General features: G+C 68.2%; 15 protein-coding genes and 1 pseudogene. 7 read left to right on the top strand and 9 right to left on the bottom strand.

Features of this window, described 5'->3' with window-relative positions; genetic code table 11:
- Positions 1 to 2 precede the first annotated feature (2 nt).
- Entirely contained in the window at positions 3 to 860 is an 858-nt protein-coding gene (locus HNQ73_RS16285; protein ID WP_183336204.1) for a hypothetical protein, read from the bottom strand.
- A gap of 107 nt (positions 861 to 967) precedes the next feature.
- On the opposite strand from HNQ73_RS16285, the gene HNQ73_RS16290 reads away from it, so the two are divergent.
- Entirely contained in the window at positions 968 to 1,627 is a 660-nt protein-coding gene (locus HNQ73_RS16290; protein ID WP_183336206.1) for a Fe2+-dependent dioxygenase, read from the top strand.
- A 23-nt stretch (positions 1,628 to 1,650) separates the two neighbouring features.
- Here HNQ73_RS16290 and HNQ73_RS16295 read toward each other — a convergent pair.
- The 8 genes and pseudogenes from HNQ73_RS16295 to HNQ73_RS16330 all read right to left on the bottom strand — a co-directional run bounded on the left by HNQ73_RS16295 (position 1,651) and on the right by HNQ73_RS16330 (position 9,346).
- Positions 1,651 to 2,405: pseudogene (locus tag HNQ73_RS16295) on the bottom strand (AAA family ATPase).
- A gap of 37 nt (positions 2,406 to 2,442) precedes the next feature.
- Positions 2,443 to 4,689 carry a DNA topoisomerase IV subunit A gene (parC, locus tag HNQ73_RS16300; protein ID WP_183336208.1) on the bottom strand — a complete coding sequence of 749 codons (2,247 nt, stop codon included), beginning with the start codon at positions 4,687 to 4,689 and terminating at the stop codon, positions 2,443 to 2,445.
- A 75-nt stretch (positions 4,690 to 4,764) separates the two neighbouring features.
- Positions 4,765 to 5,541, bottom strand: a complete 777-nt coding sequence (gene recO / locus HNQ73_RS16305) for a DNA repair protein RecO (RefSeq protein ID WP_183336210.1) — start codon at positions 5,539 to 5,541, stop codon at positions 4,765 to 4,767.
- A 19-nt stretch (positions 5,542 to 5,560) separates the two neighbouring features.
- Entirely contained in the window at positions 5,561 to 6,499 is a 939-nt protein-coding gene (era, locus tag HNQ73_RS16310) for a GTPase Era (RefSeq protein WP_183336212.1), read from the bottom strand.
- Positions 6,492 to 7,199, bottom strand: a complete 708-nt coding sequence (gene rnc, locus HNQ73_RS16315) for a ribonuclease III (protein WP_183336214.1) — start codon at positions 7,197 to 7,199, stop codon at positions 6,492 to 6,494. Before rnc ends, era begins: the two co-directional genes overlap by 8 nt.
- A 16-nt stretch (positions 7,200 to 7,215) precedes the next feature.
- Complete coding sequence (lepB, locus tag HNQ73_RS16320; RefSeq protein ID WP_183336216.1) at positions 7,216 to 7,986, bottom strand: signal peptidase I; 771 nt, start codon at positions 7,984 to 7,986, stop codon at positions 7,216 to 7,218.
- Between the two features lie 197 nt (positions 7,987 to 8,183).
- Positions 8,184 to 8,588 carry a holo-ACP synthase gene (gene acpS / locus HNQ73_RS16325; RefSeq protein ID WP_183336218.1) on the bottom strand — a complete coding sequence of 135 codons (405 nt, stop codon included), beginning with the start codon at positions 8,586 to 8,588 and terminating at the stop codon, positions 8,184 to 8,186.
- 8 nt (positions 8,589 to 8,596) lie between these two features.
- A complete protein-coding gene (locus HNQ73_RS16330; protein ID WP_183336220.1) occupies positions 8,597 to 9,346 on the bottom strand; it encodes a pyridoxine 5'-phosphate synthase in 750 nt (249 codons plus the stop codon).
- Between the two features lie 457 nt (positions 9,347 to 9,803).
- Between HNQ73_RS16330 and rpsF the strand changes: the two genes are divergently transcribed.
- The 6 genes from rpsF to HNQ73_RS16360 all read left to right on the top strand — a co-directional run bounded on the left by rpsF (position 9,804) and on the right by HNQ73_RS16360 (position 15,355).
- Positions 9,804 to 10,232 carry a 30S ribosomal protein S6 gene (gene rpsF / locus HNQ73_RS16335; RefSeq protein ID WP_183336222.1) on the top strand — a complete coding sequence of 143 codons (429 nt, stop codon included), beginning with the start codon at positions 9,804 to 9,806 and terminating at the stop codon, positions 10,230 to 10,232.
- 3 nt (positions 10,233 to 10,235) lie between these two features.
- Positions 10,236 to 10,472 (top strand): 30S ribosomal protein S18, encoded by a 237-nt coding sequence (gene rpsR, locus HNQ73_RS16340; RefSeq protein WP_019404164.1) that lies wholly within the window; start codon positions 10,236 to 10,238, stop codon positions 10,470 to 10,472.
- A 189-nt stretch (positions 10,473 to 10,661) separates the two neighbouring features.
- A complete protein-coding gene (locus tag HNQ73_RS16345) occupies positions 10,662 to 11,639 on the top strand; it encodes a DUF2232 domain-containing protein (RefSeq protein WP_183336224.1) in 978 nt (325 codons plus the stop codon).
- 24 nt (positions 11,640 to 11,663) lie between these two features.
- On the top strand, positions 11,664 to 12,230 hold the full coding sequence (gene rplI / locus HNQ73_RS16350; RefSeq protein ID WP_183336225.1) for a 50S ribosomal protein L9: 567 nt from the start codon (positions 11,664 to 11,666) through the stop codon (positions 12,228 to 12,230).
- Positions 12,231 to 12,409: 179 nt separating this feature from the next.
- Positions 12,410 to 13,663, top strand: coding sequence for an SAM-dependent methyltransferase (locus tag HNQ73_RS16355; RefSeq protein ID WP_183336227.1), 1,254 nt, complete (start codon positions 12,410 to 12,412; stop codon positions 13,661 to 13,663).
- A gap of 204 nt (positions 13,664 to 13,867) precedes the next feature.
- Entirely contained in the window at positions 13,868 to 15,355 is a 1,488-nt protein-coding gene (locus HNQ73_RS16360) for a replicative DNA helicase (protein ID WP_183336229.1), read from the top strand.
- The last annotated feature ends 43 nt before the right edge of the window (positions 15,356 to 15,398 follow it).

Consider the following 15,398-nt stretch of genomic DNA (forward strand, 5'->3'; position numbering starts at 1 on the left):
GCTCACATCAGCTTGCCGATCTCGATCTCGGCCCTGGCGATATGCCCGAGCACCTGCGAGACGTCGAGCACCGGCTTCTTCGGCGCGGTGACGCTCGGCCAGGCCTTCTTCAGTTCCGCGATCTCATGCTGCAGGGCGGCATACGCCTCGGCATTCTTTTTCTCGAGATCGGGCGCGACCGCCGCCAGCATCTTCTCGGCCTGGAGCACGAAGCCGCGCGAATCCTGGTACTCGACGACGAGCTTGAACTTGCCGTTCTCGATGGCCGCCTCGTATTCCTCGCCGGCGGTGTTGAGCACCTCGAGCACCGCCTCGAGCGTCAGGCCCGGCCAGTCGGCCGTCTTCGCCTTCACCGCCGCATCGGCTGCTGCGAGCCGCTCGCGCACCGTCTTCAGCGCGCCCTCGTAGGCGTCCTTCTTCTTCGCCTTCACCGTCTGCGCCAGCGCCTTGAGCGCAGCCGAGAACGGCGGGATGCCGAAGCTCTTGAGGTCGCCTGCGATGTCGCCGTAGAGCTCCTCGGCCGGGTGCAGGAAGTGAACCGTCGCCTCGCTCCAGCGTCCGGCCTCGACCAGCTCGTTGCCGACGGCGAGATGGCCACTGATGAGGGCGAGATCGCGCGTCAGGCGCAGGTCCGGCGCAAGCTCCGCGCCGCCGCCCTCGCCTTCGCCCTCCCCGGCCGCTGCGTGCCCGGCATGGCTCCCCGCCACGCGCAGGACGAGATCCTGCCGAGCCGAGGCGTCCCCCGGCGCCGCCTGCTCGATGCCGCGCGTCAGCGGCTGGGCCGTCGCCTCCGTGCCGATGCCCGTGCCGACAAGCACGGCCGCACCCAGGCCGACCCAGACTTTCCTGGACTTGATCATGGCGGTTCTCCAGGTCAGAGATTGGAACTGTTTCAATTAAAATTTCTATTCATTTTCATGTATTTAGCTATTTGCTATGGAGGCTCCGGTCAACGGAGAGAAAAACAATGCTCGTCCTCATCGCTGATATACTGACGGCGGAAGAGCTTGCGGACATTCGTGAAACGCTGGCCAGCCTGCGTTTCGGGGACGGGCGTGCGACGGCAGGCCGCAGCGCCCGGCTTGTCAAGGACAACCAGCAGGCCCGCGAGGGCGCTGCCGTGCGGCGCCTGCGCGAAAACGTCTCGGCGCGCATCCTCGCCAATCCCGTCTTCGCGGCGGCGGTCCGGCCCAAGGCGCTGACGCCGATCCTCTTCAGCCGCTACAGCGTCGGCCAGACCTACGGCACACATGTCGACAACCCGATCATGCACGGGCTGCGCACGGACGTGTCGTTCACGCTCTTCCTCGCCGATCCGCAGAGCTACGAGGGTGGTGAACTGGTGATCGAGAGCCCGGCAGGCGAGGAAGCGATCAAGCTGCCCGCGGGCCATCTCGTCGCCTATCCCTCGACGACGCTGCATCGGGTCGAGCCTGTACGGAGCGGCGAGCGCCTGGCCGCCGTCGGCTGGGCGCGCAGCTACGTACGGGATGCGGCGCGTCGCGAGCTGCTCTTCGACCTCGACACCGCGCGCACGCGGCTCTTCGAGCAGCACGGCAAGACGCCCGAATACGATCTGCTCGCGAAATGCGCCGCGAACCTGACACGCATGTGGGCGGAGGATTGAGAGGCGGCCGGCTTCGCCGTTCATCAATCGTCGAGCATCGAGTCGACGAACAGCTCGGGGTCGAGAAAGAACTCGCGCAGCACCCGGAAATGGTCCGTATCCTCGACGCGCACGGGAAAGAAGCCTGCCCGGTTGAGCATCCGCAGGTCCGCGCCGGGACAGGCCATGAGGAGTGGCGAATGGGTGGTGATGACCACCTGGCAGCGGCCGGAGCGCTCCATGGCGCGCAGGATCTTCATGAACTCGATCTGCCGCGAGGGCGAGAGAGCCGATTCCGGCTCGTCGAAGAAATAGACGCCCTGGTTCACGCAGCGCTCCCGGAAGAAGGCGAGAAAGCCCTCCCCGTGCGACATCTCGAGCCAGTCCGGCGGCGGTCCGCTGAACCATTCCTTTGCTGCCTCAACGAGATAGCGCGTGAGACAGAAGAAGGTCTCGGCACGGAAGAAATAGCCGCGCGTAATCCGCGGCAGCCAGCAGAGCTTCAGCGCGTCGGCCAGCGTCGCCTCGTCGTCGTGGCTGCCGAGCTTGTGGTCCGTCGCCCCGCCAAAATGGCCGAAGCCGGCCCTGATGGCGATACCCTCCAGCAGGGGTCGACTTGCCCACGCCGTTCTCACCCACGATGACGATGACCGGGGTGCGTGAAGGCGATTTCGAAGGCCCGTTCGCGGAAAATCGGCAGACAGAACGGATAGGCCGCCCAGTCCGCCACCTTCTCCGGCCGCAGCTCGACGTGCCTCAGATAGGGAGCCGGCAGGTTGATGGGACGGGCCCTGCGCATCTGCGCCTCGGATCATCCGTCGCCGGCCCGATCCCCCTCAGCCGCCGAACGTGTTGTTGCGCGGAAAGCCCTTCGGCGGCAGACGGCCGGCATCGCCACGGTTGCCGAGCCAGACCTTCAGGTCGTCGCCCGCCACCGTCCACGTGCGGCCGGATGTGTCCTTCCAGGTCAGGCCCTCGGCGAAGGTGAAGACCTTCACGTCCGACATGCCGCCGTCCTTGTACTTCTGCAGGCGCACGCCACGTCCGCGCGCCATCTCGGCCACCTGCGCCAGCGGGAAGATGAGGAGCTTGCGGTTCTCGCCGATGATGGCGACATGGTCACCCTCCGCCGGCACGCAGGCTGCCGCCCTGTAGGGCGCCGAGACGTTGAGCACCTGCTTGCCCTTGCGGGTGTTGGCAACGACGGCATCGGCCGAAGCGACGAAACCGCGCCCCTCCGTGGAGGCCAGCAGAAGTTTCGTCCCCGGCCGGTAGGGGAAGGCGGTGACGATGTCCGCGCCCTCCTCGAGATCGGCCATCAGGCGCACCGGATCGCCGAAACCGCGCCCGCCGGGCAGCTTGGATGCATCGAGTGTGAACACCTTGCCGTCGGTGGCGAGCACGAGAATCTTGGCCGTCGTCTCGGTGTGGAAGGCCACCTTGAGGGCGTCGTCGCCCTTGAACTGGAGGGTCGAGAAATCGGCCACGTGGCCCTTGAGCGCACGGATCCAGCCCTTCTCCGACAGCACGACGGTAATGGGCTCGCGCTCGACCATGGCCTCCGTCAGGTCGATGGAAGCCGCCTCGGGCGCCTCTGCGAAGGTGGTGCGGCGGCGGCCCAGCGGCGTCTCCGGCCCGAAGGTCTTCTTGACCTCGCGGATCTCCCAGGCAACCGTCTTCCACTGCTTGTCTTCGGAGGCCAGAAGGTCCTCGATGCTGCCCTTTTCGGCGGTCAGCTCGTCGAACTCCTTGCGCAGCTCCATCTCCTCCAGCTTGCGCAGGGAGCGCAGCCGCGTGTTGAGGATGGCGTCGGCCTGCACCTCCGTGAGCGAGAAGACCTTCATCAGCTCGGGCTTGGGCTCGTCTTCCTCGCGGATGATGCGGATCACCCTGTCAAGATCGAGATAGACGATCAGCAGGCCACCCAGGACCTCGAGGCGGCGCTCGATCTCTCCAAGGCGGTGACGGGAGCGGCGCAGCAGCACCTCCCGGCGATGGTCGAGCCACTCGCGCAGTGCCTCCGCCAGGCTGAGCACCCGCGGCACCTGCCCAGCCGTCAGCACGTTCATGTTGAGCGGCAGTCGGCTCTCGAGGTCCGTGAGCCGGAAGAGCGATTCCATCAGCAGGACGGGATCGACCGTGCGCGAGCGCGGCTCCAGCACGATGCGGATGTCCTCGGCCGATTCGTCGCGCACATCGGCCAGCAGCGGCAGCTTCCGCTCCTGCAGCAGCTCCGCGATCTTCTCGATGAGGCGCGCCTTGGCGACGCCGTAGGGGATCTCCGTGACGACGGCAACCCAGCCGCCGCGGCCCGTGTCCTCCTTCTCCCAGCGTGCCCGCACGCGGAAGGAGCCGCGGCCGGTGCTGTAGGCCTCCAGGATCGATTCCCGACTGTCGACGATGATGCCGCCGGTCGGCAGGTCCGGCCCCTGAACGAAAGTGAGCAGCTGCTCGGAGGATGCGCGCGGATGGCCGATGAGGTAGAGCGCAGCGTCGCACAGCTCGGCGACGTTGTGCGGCGGAATCGACGTCGCCATGCCCACGGCGATGCCCTGGCTGCCGTTGGCGAGCAGGTTCGGGAAGGCCGCCGGCAGCACGACGGGCTCCCGGTTGGCCTCGTCGTAGGTTTCGCGGAAATCGACGGCATCCTCGTCGATACCCTGCAGCAGCAGGCGCGCCACCTCCGTCATGCGCGCCTCGGTGTAGCGCATGGCGGCGGCGTTATCGCCGTCGATGTTGCCGAAGTTGCCCTGCCCCTCGATGAGCGGGTAGCGCTGGGCGAAGTCCTGCGCGAGCCGCACCAGCGCGTCGTAGATGGCCTGGTCGCCGTGCGGGTGGAACTGACCCATCACGTCGCCGACGACGCGGGCGGACTTCTTGAAAGCGGCGCCCGGATCGAGCCGCAGGAGGCGCATGCCGTACAGGATGCGCCGGTGGACCGGCTTCAGGCCATCGCGCGCATCGGGCAATGCCCGGTGCATGATGGTGGACAGCGCATAGGCGAGGTAGCGCTCCTCGAGCGCGTCCTTGAGATTGATGGTCTCGATGCTGCCACCGGACGGCGGATCGACAGGCTTGCCCATTACCAATTCCTCTCTCGGGGAACGGGTAGCGAACATGGCCGCGCATCGCAAGTGCGATGCAGGCGCGTCGCGGCTTCAGGCCTCGCGCCGTGCGCCGCTCCTCACGCTGCCGCCCTGCCCCGGCGCCCCGCCGCGCGCGACAAGCTCGACGAGGCGCCGGCGGGCGTCCGGCTCGGCAAGGCCGCGCGGCTCGTAGACGTGGCGGGAGAGGAAGAGCCCGGTGAGCCGAAACCCGGCGAGCACGTCGTCCGCGCCGATCGTGTCGACAAGCCCGCCCTGGCGCAGGAAGGAGGGCAGCGGCAGCAGCCGGTCGCGGTAGGGCTCGCCGGCGGCGCGCGAGACGGCGCGGCCTGACTTCGGCGAGACGTAGACGAGCTCCTGCGTGCCGCCGGTGGCCGCGCAGCAGGAGAGATCGAGACCGAAGCCCAGCTCCGCCAGCACGGCAAGCTCGAAGCGCACGATGAGTGCCGGGGCGACGGCCGGGTCATCGAGATGCTCCATGAGGACGCTCAGCGCCTCGTATAGGCCGGGGTGCGGATCGCGCTCCGGCATCAGCCTCAGCAAGGCCGTCAGCGTGCCGAGGCCGTGCAGGGCGAGCGGGGAATCGATGAAGCGGGCGGCGCGCATGGCGGTCGCCTCCACCGCATAGTGGCCGAGATGCTCCTCGATTCGGGCGCGCCAGACGACGCAGACCCCGTTGCCTGGCTGCAGGACGGGCTGCAGGCGGGGCGACCGGCCGCCACGCACGAGGCCCAGGTGGCGGCCGTGCGCCGCCGTCATCAGCTCGAGGATGACATTGGCCTCGCCGTGGCGCCTTGCGCCGAGCACGATGCCTTCGTCCTGCCATTCCATGGCGCACCCCGAGGCGGGCTCAGCCCTTGGGAAATTCCAGCCCCATCTCGCGGTAGCGGGCGGGATCGTCGCCCCAATTCTCGCGCACCTTCACGAAGAGAAACAGGTGCACCTTCGTCTCGACGATCTCGGCGATCTCGGCCCGGGCCAGCGAGCCGATGGTCTTGATGGTCTGGCCGCCCTTGCCGAGCACGATCTTGCGCTGGCTCTCGCGCTCCACGTAGATCGTCTGCTCGATGCGCACGGAGCCGTCCTTCATCTGCTGCCACTGGTCGGTCTCGACCGTGGAGGAGTAGGGCAGCTCGTCGTGCAGGCGCTCGAAGAGCTTCTCGCGCGTGATCTCGGCCGCGAGCATGCGCAGCGGCGCGTCCGACACCTGGTCCTCCGGATAGAGCCAAGGCCCCTCCGGCATCATCGCGGCAAGCCGGGCGCGCATGTCGTCGACGCCGTCGCCGGTGAGCGCCGAGATCATGAAGGTCTCGACGAAGGGCTGGCGGGCGTTGAGGTCAGCGGCGAGCTGAAGCAGCTTCTCCTTCCGCACCACGTCCACCTTGTTGAGGATGAGCACCTTCGGCTGACGGATGTCGGCGAGCTTCTCGAGGATGGCGGCGCTCTCCTCGTCGAGCCCCTTGCGCGCATCGATGAGGAGGCACACGACGTCCGCATCCCCCGCCCCGCCCCAGGCGGACGTCACCATGGCGCGGTCGAGCCGGCGCCTCGGCCGGAAGATGCCAGGCGTATCGACGAAGATGACCTGGCTCCCGCCCTCGAGCGCGATGCCGCGCACCAGGGTGCGTGTCGTCTGCACCTTGCGCGAGACGATCGACACCTTGGTGCCGACAAGCGCGTTGACGAGGGTCGACTTGCCGGCGTTGGGCGCACCGATGAGCGCCACGAAGCCGCAGCGCGTCCCCGCGCCCGCCGCGGAACCCGTTTCAGCGGCGTTTTCGTCACTCATCCCGGTTCACCGTCCAGATCTTTTCGCGCAGCAGGAAGGCCTCGGCAGCGGCTTGCTCGGCATTGCGCTTGGCCGTGCCGCGGCCCAGCGCCTGCTCCATGCCCTCGACGTTGACGCCGATGACGAACTCGGGCGCGTGGTCCGGCCCCGAGCGCTCGACAAGCTCATAGGTGGGCGCCGGCAGGCCGCGCCCCTGCGCCCACTCCTGCAGCGCCGTCTTGGCGTCGCGCAGGGGCCGGCGCGGAGCGTGCAGACGGGCAGAGAACGCCCGCTCGACCAGCCCGCGCGCAGCCTCGTAGCCTCCGTCGAGGAAGACCGCGCCGACGATGGCCTCGCACACGTCGGCGAGGATAGCACGGTTGCGCCGCGCGCCGGAGGAAACCTCGCCGTCGCCAAGGTGAAGGAAGGGCCCGACGTCCCACGCCTGCGCCACCTCGGCACAGCTCTCCTTGCGCACGAGCTCCGCAAGGCGGCGGGACAGTTCTCCCTCCTCCGCCGCAGGAAAGGCCTTGAGCAACATGTCGGCCACGCACAGGCCGAGCACCCTGTCACCCAGGAACTCGAGGCGCTGGTAGGAGCGCGTCTTGTCGGTGGGCGAGGCGCTGACGTGGGTCAGCGCGCGCTTCAGCAGGTCCTTGTCGGTGAAGGAATAGGAAAGCTGCGCTTCAAGCGCGGCAGTATCGGCGGATTTGCGGCCCAAGGTCAGTGCACCGTCTTTACTTGACCGGGGTGAAGATGCGGTCCCAGCGAACCGTCCACGGCCATTCCCACACCTTCCAGCCGGCGCTGCCCTCCTCGATGGAGAAGAAGATGATCTCCGCCCGGCCGACGATGTTCTCGAAGGGCACCTGGCCGACGGCATTCTCGTCCCGGCTGTCGGTGGAGTTGTCGCGGTTGTCGCCCATCATGAAATAGTGGCCGGGCTGCACCTTGTAGACATAGGTGTTGTCCCAGTAGCCACGGTCCCCATCGCGCTCGATGATGATGTGGCTCGTGCCGCCGGGCAGCGTCTCGCGGTACATGGGCACCTCGATGTCGCGGCCCCAGGAATCCTGCGTCACGTAGTTGCCGATGCGCTCGCGCTTCACCGGCTCGCCGTTGATGTGCAGCACGCCGTCGATCATCTGGATCGTGTCGCCCGGCAGGCCGACGACACGCTTGATGTAGTCCGTCGAGTTGTCCTTCGGCAGCTTGAACACGACGATGTCGCCGCGCTTGGGCTCGGAGCCCCAGATGCGGCCGGAGAACAGCGGCGGACCGAAGGGGAAGGAATAGCGCGAATAGCCGTAGGCGTATTTCGAGACAAAGAGATAGTCGCCGATCAGCAGCGTCGGAATCAGCGAGCCCGAGGGGATGTTGAAGGGCTGGAACAGGAAGGTGCGCACCACGAGGGCGATGAGCAGCGCCTGGACGATGACCTTGACCGTCTCGAGAATGCCGCCCTGGTCAGCTTTCTTCTTCGTTTCGTCCACGCGCGCCTCGTCCATCGATCGTGCCTTCCCGGGAACCTCGCGCCACCCGCACCCCGGCGGAGCAGCCCATCCCTGCCCTCGCGGCCGGCGGTCCACCCGCCCCTGCCGCCCGGCTCAGGGAAACCGTTGCGGTCTAGCCGATACGCCCCCGCGCCGCAACGCGAACCCGCGCGGCCCATAGCAGATGTGAATGCGGCGCGAGCGTGACACGATCACTGCGGCCGCGCTAGCGCCTCGATGACGACGAAGGCCTGCGCCAGCGGCGGATCGTCCGTCAGCGAGACGTGCACCACCGCCTCGTGGCCGGGCGGCGTGATCTCCTTCAGCCGCGCGAGGGCGCCGCCCGTCAGCCGCATGGTGGGGCGTCCGCCGGGCAGGTTGACCACCTCCATGTCGCGCCAGAAGACGCCGAGCCGGATGCCCGTGCCGAGCGCCTTGGCGCAGGCCTCCTTGGCCGCGAAGCGCCGCGCATAGGAGGCGGCCCGGGCGGCGCGCCGCTCGCACTTCGTCCGCTCGCCCTCCGTGTAGATGCGGTGGGTGAAGCGCTCACCGAAGCGCTCCAGCGAGCGCTCGATGCGGCGGATGTCGCAAAGGTCGGAGCCGATCCCGATGATCATAACGCCCCTTATGCGCCGGCGCGGCCGGCCTCGATGGCGGCGCGCATGGCCCGCACGGCCCCTTCAAGCCCGAGGAACACGGCCTCGCCGATGATGTAGTGGCCGATGTTGAGCTCCACCACCTGCGGAATCGCCGCCACCGGACCAACGTTGGCCGTGGTGAGGCCGTGGCCGGCGTGGACCTCGATGTTGTAGTGGGCAGCGCGCGCGGCAGCCTTGCGCAGGCGCTCCAGCTCGTGGGCGATGCGCGCCCCGTCCCCGGCGGCCACCGCCTCGGCATAGGCGCCGGTGTGCAGCTCGACCACCGGGGCGAGCAGCGCCGCCGCCGTCTCCATGATCGCCTCGTCAGGCTCGATGAAGAGCGAGACGCGGATGCCCGCGCGGCTGAGTTCGGCGACGATGGGCCGCAGGTGGGCGAAGCCGGCCACGATGTCGAGACCGCCCTCCGTCGTGCGCTCCTCGCGCTTTTCCGGCACGAGGCAGGCGGCATGCGGCAGGGTGGCGAGGGCAATGGCCACCATATCCTCCTCCGCCGCCATCTCGAGGTTGAGCGGCACGGGCAGCTCGGCCTTGAGGCGCGCGATGTCCTCGTCACGGATGTGGCGACGGTCCTCGCGCAGGTGCGCGGTGATGCCGTCCGCCCCGGCCGCGACGGCGGCATGGGCCGCGCGCACCGGGTCGGGATGGTCCCCGCCGCGCGCGTTGCGGATGGTGGCGACGTGATCGATGTTGACGCCCAGTCTCACAGTGGATGCCATGTGACGCACTTCTCCAGGCGGGCGAGGCCCCGGCCGGGCACGCGGCCGACTCCCCTGCCCGTGCCCCGGATTTAGCCGAAGTCGCGCCATCCAGCCATGGCGTTGTGCGGGAGGGGAAAGTGAGCGACGGAAGTGACAACGGCTTGTCCATGTCGGCAGCGCCGCAACTACCTTGCCATCGGAGACGTCTCCGGATTCTTCCTTCATCGCCTCTCCTTAAGCCCCCCTTGCCTTCCCCCCGAAAATCCCTTAAAGGCCCGGCTTCACGTTCGCTCCGGCCGGGGGCTGAACGGACGGCGGCGTCTTGCCTGCGGGAGGGGATCCCGCGGTGAGGCCTGCAGGGGCTTCTGCCCCGGCGTCCCGTGTCTCCGCCTTCGAACAGCGCGCTCGGGCCTTGGCGACAGGGCTCGAAGGGCTCAGCGCCGGGGCGACGTCGGTTGAAAGGAAAGGCCACCCAATGGCTCTCTACGAGCACGTCTTCCTGGCACGCCAGGATATTTCTGCACAGCAGGTCGAGGCCCTGATCGAGCAGCTCAAGGGCATCGTCGAGGCGAACGGCGGCTCCGTCGGCAAGACCGAGTACTGGGGCATCAAGTCGCTCGCCTACCGCATCAAGAAGAACCGCAAGGCGCACTTCGCGCTGCTCAACATCGACGCCCCCCACGCGGCCGTGGCGGAGATGGAGCGCCAGATGCGCATCAACGAGGACATCCTGCGCTTCCTCACCCTGCGGGTCGAGGCGCACGAGGAGGGCCCCTCCGCGATGATGCAGAAGCGCGACCGTGACGAGCGCCGCGACCGCGACGGCTTCGACCGCGGCCCGCGCGCTGACCGCCCGCGCCGTGACCGCCGCGAAGACGAGGCGGCGACCGAGGAGGAGATCTGAGCCATGTCGAGCGCACCCCGCCGCCCCTTCTTCCGCCGCCGCAAGACCTGCCCGTTCTCGGGCCCGAACGCGCCGGTCATCGACTACAAGGACACGCGCCTGCTCTCGCGCTACATCTCCGAGCGCGGCAAGATCGTGCCCTCGCGCATCACGGCCGTCTCGGCCAAGAAGCAGCGCGAGCTCGCCCAGGCCATCAAGCGCGCGCGCTTCCTGGGCCTGCTGCCCTACGTCATCAAGTAAGGTGACGGCCGACGCGGCATCCGGTCCGCCGGGTGCCGCGCGCCAGCGCCGGGCGGACGCCGCGCCCGCCCGGACATGATCGAACGAACACGACCCCGTCGCTCTCCCGTCTCGCAGCGTGGAGAGTTTTGTTGGGACGGACAAGGGATCCGCCCCTAACCCTGCGAAAGGCAGCGGGACAGCAGGACGATGATGAGCACCCTCGTCACAGGCGCAGGCGCCGGTCTGGTATCGGCCCTCCTCTTCACCGTGGTGATCACCGGATCGCCGCTGGCGGTGATGCTGTCCTATGTCGCGCCGCTTCCCGTCATCATTGCTGCCCTCGGCTGGAACCACCGGGCCGGCCTCGTGGCCACCGCCGCAGGCGCGCTCGCCGTGGGCGTCGCGCTGCGCTGGGCTGCGGCGCCCGCCTTCGCGCTCGGCGTCGCCCTGCCCGCCTGGTGGCTCGCCTACCTCGCCCTGCTCGGCCGCCCGACGGACGATGGGCGTATCGAGTGGTATCCCGTCGGCCGCCTCCTCCTGTGGGTGGCAGCGGTGGCCGGGCTCGTCACTTTCGCCGGCGCAGTCTCTCTCGGCTGGTCCTACGACAGCTACGAAGAGACCATGCGCCGGGCCATCAATTCCGTGCTGAAGGCCGAGCTTGGCGCCGCGGCCGACGGCGAGCTGCCGGCCGGCCTCTCCTCCGCCGCGCTGGTGGACACCATCGTCGCCGTGATGCCGCTTGCCGCCGCGGCCTCCTTCGTGCCGATGCTCGTCATCAACCTGTGGGGCGCGGCCAGGGCCGTGAGCCTCTCGGGCCGCCTGCCGCGGCCGTGGCCTGCACTGCCGCAGATGATGCTGCCGCGCCCGGCCCCCTTCCTGCTGCTTGTCGCGCTCGCCGGCTCTTTCGTGCTCACCGGCTTTGCCGGCGTGCTCGCCCAGGCGCTCACCGGTGCGCTTGCGGCTGCCTTCGCGCTGCAGGGCCTCGCTGCCATCCACCGCTGGACGGCGGGCAAGGCCGGGCGGCCGCTGATCCTCGGCCTCGTCTATCTCGTCGTCGTCATCTTTCTCATCTGGGCGCTGCCGGTGCTCGCCGTCGTCGGCGTCGCGGCTGCCTTCTTCGGCCCGCCCGAACAACAGATCACGCCGGGCGTCCCGCCCGTCGCGTCCTCCGACAACCGCACCTGAAGCTGAAACCGAAGGAGAACCACCATGGAAGTCATCCTGCTCGAGCGCGTGCCGAAGCTGGGCCAGATGGGCGACGTCGTGCGCGTGCGCGACGGCTATGCCCGCAATTTCCTCCTGCCGCGCGGCAAGGCGCTGCGCGCTACTGCCGCCAACAAGGCGCACTTCGAGCAGCAGCGCGCCCAGCTCGAGGCCCGCAACCTCGAGCTGCGCAGCGAGGCCGAGAAGGTGGCCGAGAAGCTCAACGGCGAGACCTTCGTCATCCTGCGCCAGGCCGGCGAGACGGGCGTGCTCTATGGCTCGGTCGCCACGCGCGACATCGCCGAGGCGCTGACCGAGGGCGGCTTCACCGTCACCCGCCAGCAGATCGTGCTCAACACGCCGATCAAGACGCTCGGCCTGCACACCGTGCCGGTGACGCTGCACCCCGAGGTTGAAGTGACGATCACCATCAACGTCGCCCGCAGCGCCGAGGAGGCCGAGCGCCAGCAGCGCGGCGAGGCCGTGTTCACGCGCGAGGAGACGAACCTCGACGACCTCGGCCTCGAGGTGGGCGCGGCCCTGGCCGACGCCGCCGGCGACGAGGAAGCCTGATCGTCCGCAAGGCGGAAACGGGCCGGCGGCAGGCCGCCGGCTTTCCACCTTCAGTCATGTTTGCTGTTCATGGGCGCCGCCGCCGGCGCCCATTGCTTTTCTGGGCAACCGTTCCTAACCTTTTTTCCCGTCGTTCCAGCACAGTTTGCAACGGCCGCAAGGCCGGGGGAGGTGCAGGTATGGACAGGTTGCTGCGACCGATGCTTCGCCGCCTCATCCGGCAGGGCTCGCTCGAGGTCCAGGTGGCGGACGAGCCGCCTTTCGTCGTCGGGGACGGCAGCGGTCCTCCCCTCTCTGTCCGCATCGCCGACAGGCGCGCCGTCCTCGCCCTGCTCCTCAACCCCGACCTTGCCCTCGGCGAGCTCTACATGGACGGCCGCCTTTCGATGCAGAAGGGTGACATCGCCGACCTCATCGCCCTCGGCATGATCAACCTGCGGCTCTCCACCCCGCCCCTGCCGGTGCGCCTCGTCCGCCGCTGGCGCAAGTGGCTGCGCGCCGTGATGCAGTGGAACCGCATGCCGCAGGCGCGGCGCAACGTGGCGCACCACTACGATCTCGACGGGCGGCTCTACAGCCTCTTTCTCGACGCCGACAGACAATATTCCTGTGCCTATTTCGAGACGCCGGACCAGTGCCTCGACGATGCACAGCTTGCCAAGAAGCGGCACATCACGGCCAAGCTCCTTGTCGAGCCGGGGCACAAGGTGCTCGACATCGGTTGCGGCTGGGGCGGCCTCGGCCTCTATCTCGGCGCCTATGCGGAAGCGGAGGTGCTCGGCATCACCCTGTCGCAGGAGCAGCTCGGCGTGGCCAACGCCCGCGCCAAGGAGCGCAACCTCGCCGACAAGGTGCAGTTCCGCCTGCAGGACTACCGCGCCGTCGAGGGACGGTTCGACCGCATCGTCTCGGTGGGCATGTTCGAGCACGTGGGCGTGCCCTATTACCAGACCTTCTTCGACACCGTGGCGCGCCTGCTCGACGACGACGGTGTGATGCTGCTGCACTCCATCGGCCGCATGGAGGAGCCGGGGGCGACCAACTCCTGGATCGCCAAATACATCTTCCCCGGCGGCTACATCCCGGCCCTGTCGGAGGTGCTGCCGGCCATCGAGCGCGCCGGCCTCATCGTGACGGACATCGAGATCCTGCGCCTGCACTATGCCGAGACGCTGAAGGCCTGGCGCCAGCGTTTCCACGCCCGCCGCGAGGAGGCTGTTGCTCTCTACGACGAGCGTTTCGCCCGCATGTGGGATTTCTATCTCGCCGGCTCGGAAATGTCCTTCCGCCACGACGGCATGATGGTGTTCCAGATCCAGCTCGCCAAGAAGGTCGACACGGTGCCGCTGACGCGCAACTACATCGCCGAGCGCGAGGCAGCGCTGCGGCGGCGCGAGGGCCAGCGCAGCCCCCTGCGGCTCGCGGGCGAATAGGCCGGCGCGGGGCGCCGTGGCGCCTCCGCGCCCTGCCGGAGAGTCACCTCGGCGACACGGTCAACAGAAGGTTAACGCTTCGTTAACGCCATCCCCGCTTTTCTGGCCTGTGCACGGCGTTTTTCCTGCCGGGCCCGGGCGCAGCTTCGGCGGGCGCGCGGACGTGTTAGTCTGCTCGTCCAGCGACTCGACGACCGAAGACCGATGGCACCGAATTCACTCGCAGCGCGGCTCGACGGCCCGGAAGAGCCACGCTACCGCCATGCCCCGCACAACATCGACGCCGAGCAGGCGCTGCTCGGTGCGATTCTCGTGAACAACGAGGCGTACTTCCGCGTCTCCGACTTCCTCGAGCCGCAACACTTCTACGAGGAGATCCACCGCCGCATCTACGAGGTGGCGTCGAGCCTCATCAAGGCGGGCAAGATCGCAACGCCGATCACGCTCAAGACCTTTCTTGGCGACCACGACCTGGGCGGCCTCACAGTCTCGCAGTATCTCGCGCGGCTCGCCGCGGAAGCGACGACCATCATCAACGCCGAGGACTACGGGCGCACCATCCACGACCTCGCCATCCGCCGCGAGCTCATCGCCATTGGCGAGGAGATGGTGAACGCTGCCTATGACGCGCCGGTCGACGTCTCGCCCCGCGACCAGATCGAGGACGCGGAGCGCAAGCTCTACAGCCTGGCCGAGACGGGCCGCTATGACGGCGGGTTCCAGCGTTTCGCCGACGCGCTCACCGCGGCCATCGACGTTGCCGCCGCGGCCTACAAGCGCGAGGGCAAGCTCTCCGGCCTCGCCACGGGCCTGCACGACCTCGACCGCATGATGGGCGGCCTGCAGCCGTCGGACCTCGTCATCCTCGCCGGCCGCCCGGCTATGGGCAAGACGTCGCTCGCCACCAACATCGCCTTCAACATCGCCAAGGCCTATCGCGGGGAGAAGCAGCCGGACGGCTCGATGAAGACCGTCGATGGCGGCATCGTCGGCTTCTTCTCGCTCGAAATGTCGGCCGAGCAGCTCGCCAACCGCATCATTGCCGAGCAGTCGGGCATCCCCTCCTACAAGATCCGCCGCGGCGACATCCGGGAAGAGGAATTCTACCGCATCAGCGACGTCGCCCGGGAGATGCAGACCATCCCCTTCTACATCGACCAGACGGGCGGTCTCTCCATTGCCCAGCTTGCGGCGCGGGCGCGGCGCCTCAAGCGCCAGCGCGGGCTCGACCTGCTTGTGGTCGACTACCTGCAGCTGCTCTCGGGCTCGTCCAAGCGGGGCGACAACCGCGTGCAGGAGCTGACCGAGATCACAACGGGTCTGAAGGCGCTGGCCAAGGAGCTGCACGTGCCGATTATCGCGCTCTCGCAGCTCTCGCGTCAGGTCGAGGCCCGGGACGACAAGCGGCCGCAGTTGTCGGACCTGCGCGAATCGGGCTCGATCGAGCAGGATGCTGACGTCGTCCTGTTCGTCTATCGCGAGGAGTACTACCTCAAGAACAAGGAGCCGAAGCCCGGTACCGAGGAACATTTCAAATGGCAGGCCGAGATGGACAAGGCCCACGGCAAGGCCGAGGTCATCATCGGCAAGCAGCGCCACGGCCCGACCGGCACCGTGCAGCTGTCCTTCCAGGCGGATGTCACGCGCTTCGACAATCTCGCGCAGGAAGATCACCTGCCAGAGCAGTATTAGGCGCCCGCGAGGCGGAATATCCATGACATGAGGCTCCGGACAT

The organism is Chelatococcus composti, assembly GCF_014201415.1.
Classification (GTDB): domain Bacteria; phylum Pseudomonadota; class Alphaproteobacteria; order Rhizobiales; family Beijerinckiaceae; genus Chelatococcus_A; species Chelatococcus_A composti.

Bases quoted from the DNA above. Each gene is read 5' to 3' on its own strand.
- rpsR (WP_019404164.1), top strand. From the start codon at position 10,236: ATGTCGAGCGCACCCCGCCGCCCCTTCTTCCGCCGCCGCAAGACCTGC.
- rplI (WP_183336225.1), top strand. From the start codon at position 11,664: ATGGAAGTCATCCTGCTCGAGCGCGTGCCGAAGCTGGGCCAGATGGGC.
- rpsF (WP_183336222.1), top strand. From the start codon at position 9,804: ATGGCTCTCTACGAGCACGTCTTCCTGGCACGCCAGGATATTTCTGCA.
- HNQ73_RS16360 (WP_183336229.1), top strand. From the start codon at position 13,868: ATGGCACCGAATTCACTCGCAGCGCGGCTCGACGGCCCGGAAGAGCCA.
- acpS (WP_183336218.1), bottom strand. From the start codon at position 8,588: ATGATCATCGGGATCGGCTCCGACCTTTGCGACATCCGCCGCATCGAG.
- recO (WP_183336210.1), bottom strand. From the start codon at position 5,541: ATGGAATGGCAGGACGAAGGCATCGTGCTCGGCGCAAGGCGCCACGGC.
- HNQ73_RS16355 (WP_183336227.1), top strand. From the start codon at position 12,410: ATGGACAGGTTGCTGCGACCGATGCTTCGCCGCCTCATCCGGCAGGGC.
- HNQ73_RS16330 (WP_183336220.1), bottom strand. From the start codon at position 9,346: ATGGCATCCACTGTGAGACTGGGCGTCAACATCGATCACGTCGCCACC.
- parC (WP_183336208.1), bottom strand. From the start codon at position 4,689: ATGGGCAAGCCTGTCGATCCGCCGTCCGGTGGCAGCATCGAGACCATC.
- era (WP_183336212.1), bottom strand. From the start codon at position 6,499: ATGAGTGACGAAAACGCCGCTGAAACGGGTTCCGCGGCGGGCGCGGGG.
- lepB (WP_183336216.1), bottom strand. From the start codon at position 7,986: ATGGACGAGGCGCGCGTGGACGAAACGAAGAAGAAAGCTGACCAGGGC.
- HNQ73_RS16285 (WP_183336204.1), bottom strand. From the start codon at position 860: ATGATCAAGTCCAGGAAAGTCTGGGTCGGCCTGGGTGCGGCCGTGCTT.
- HNQ73_RS16345 (WP_183336224.1), top strand. From the start codon at position 10,662: ATGATGAGCACCCTCGTCACAGGCGCAGGCGCCGGTCTGGTATCGGCC.
- HNQ73_RS16290 (WP_183336206.1), top strand. From the start codon at position 968: ATGCTCGTCCTCATCGCTGATATACTGACGGCGGAAGAGCTTGCGGAC.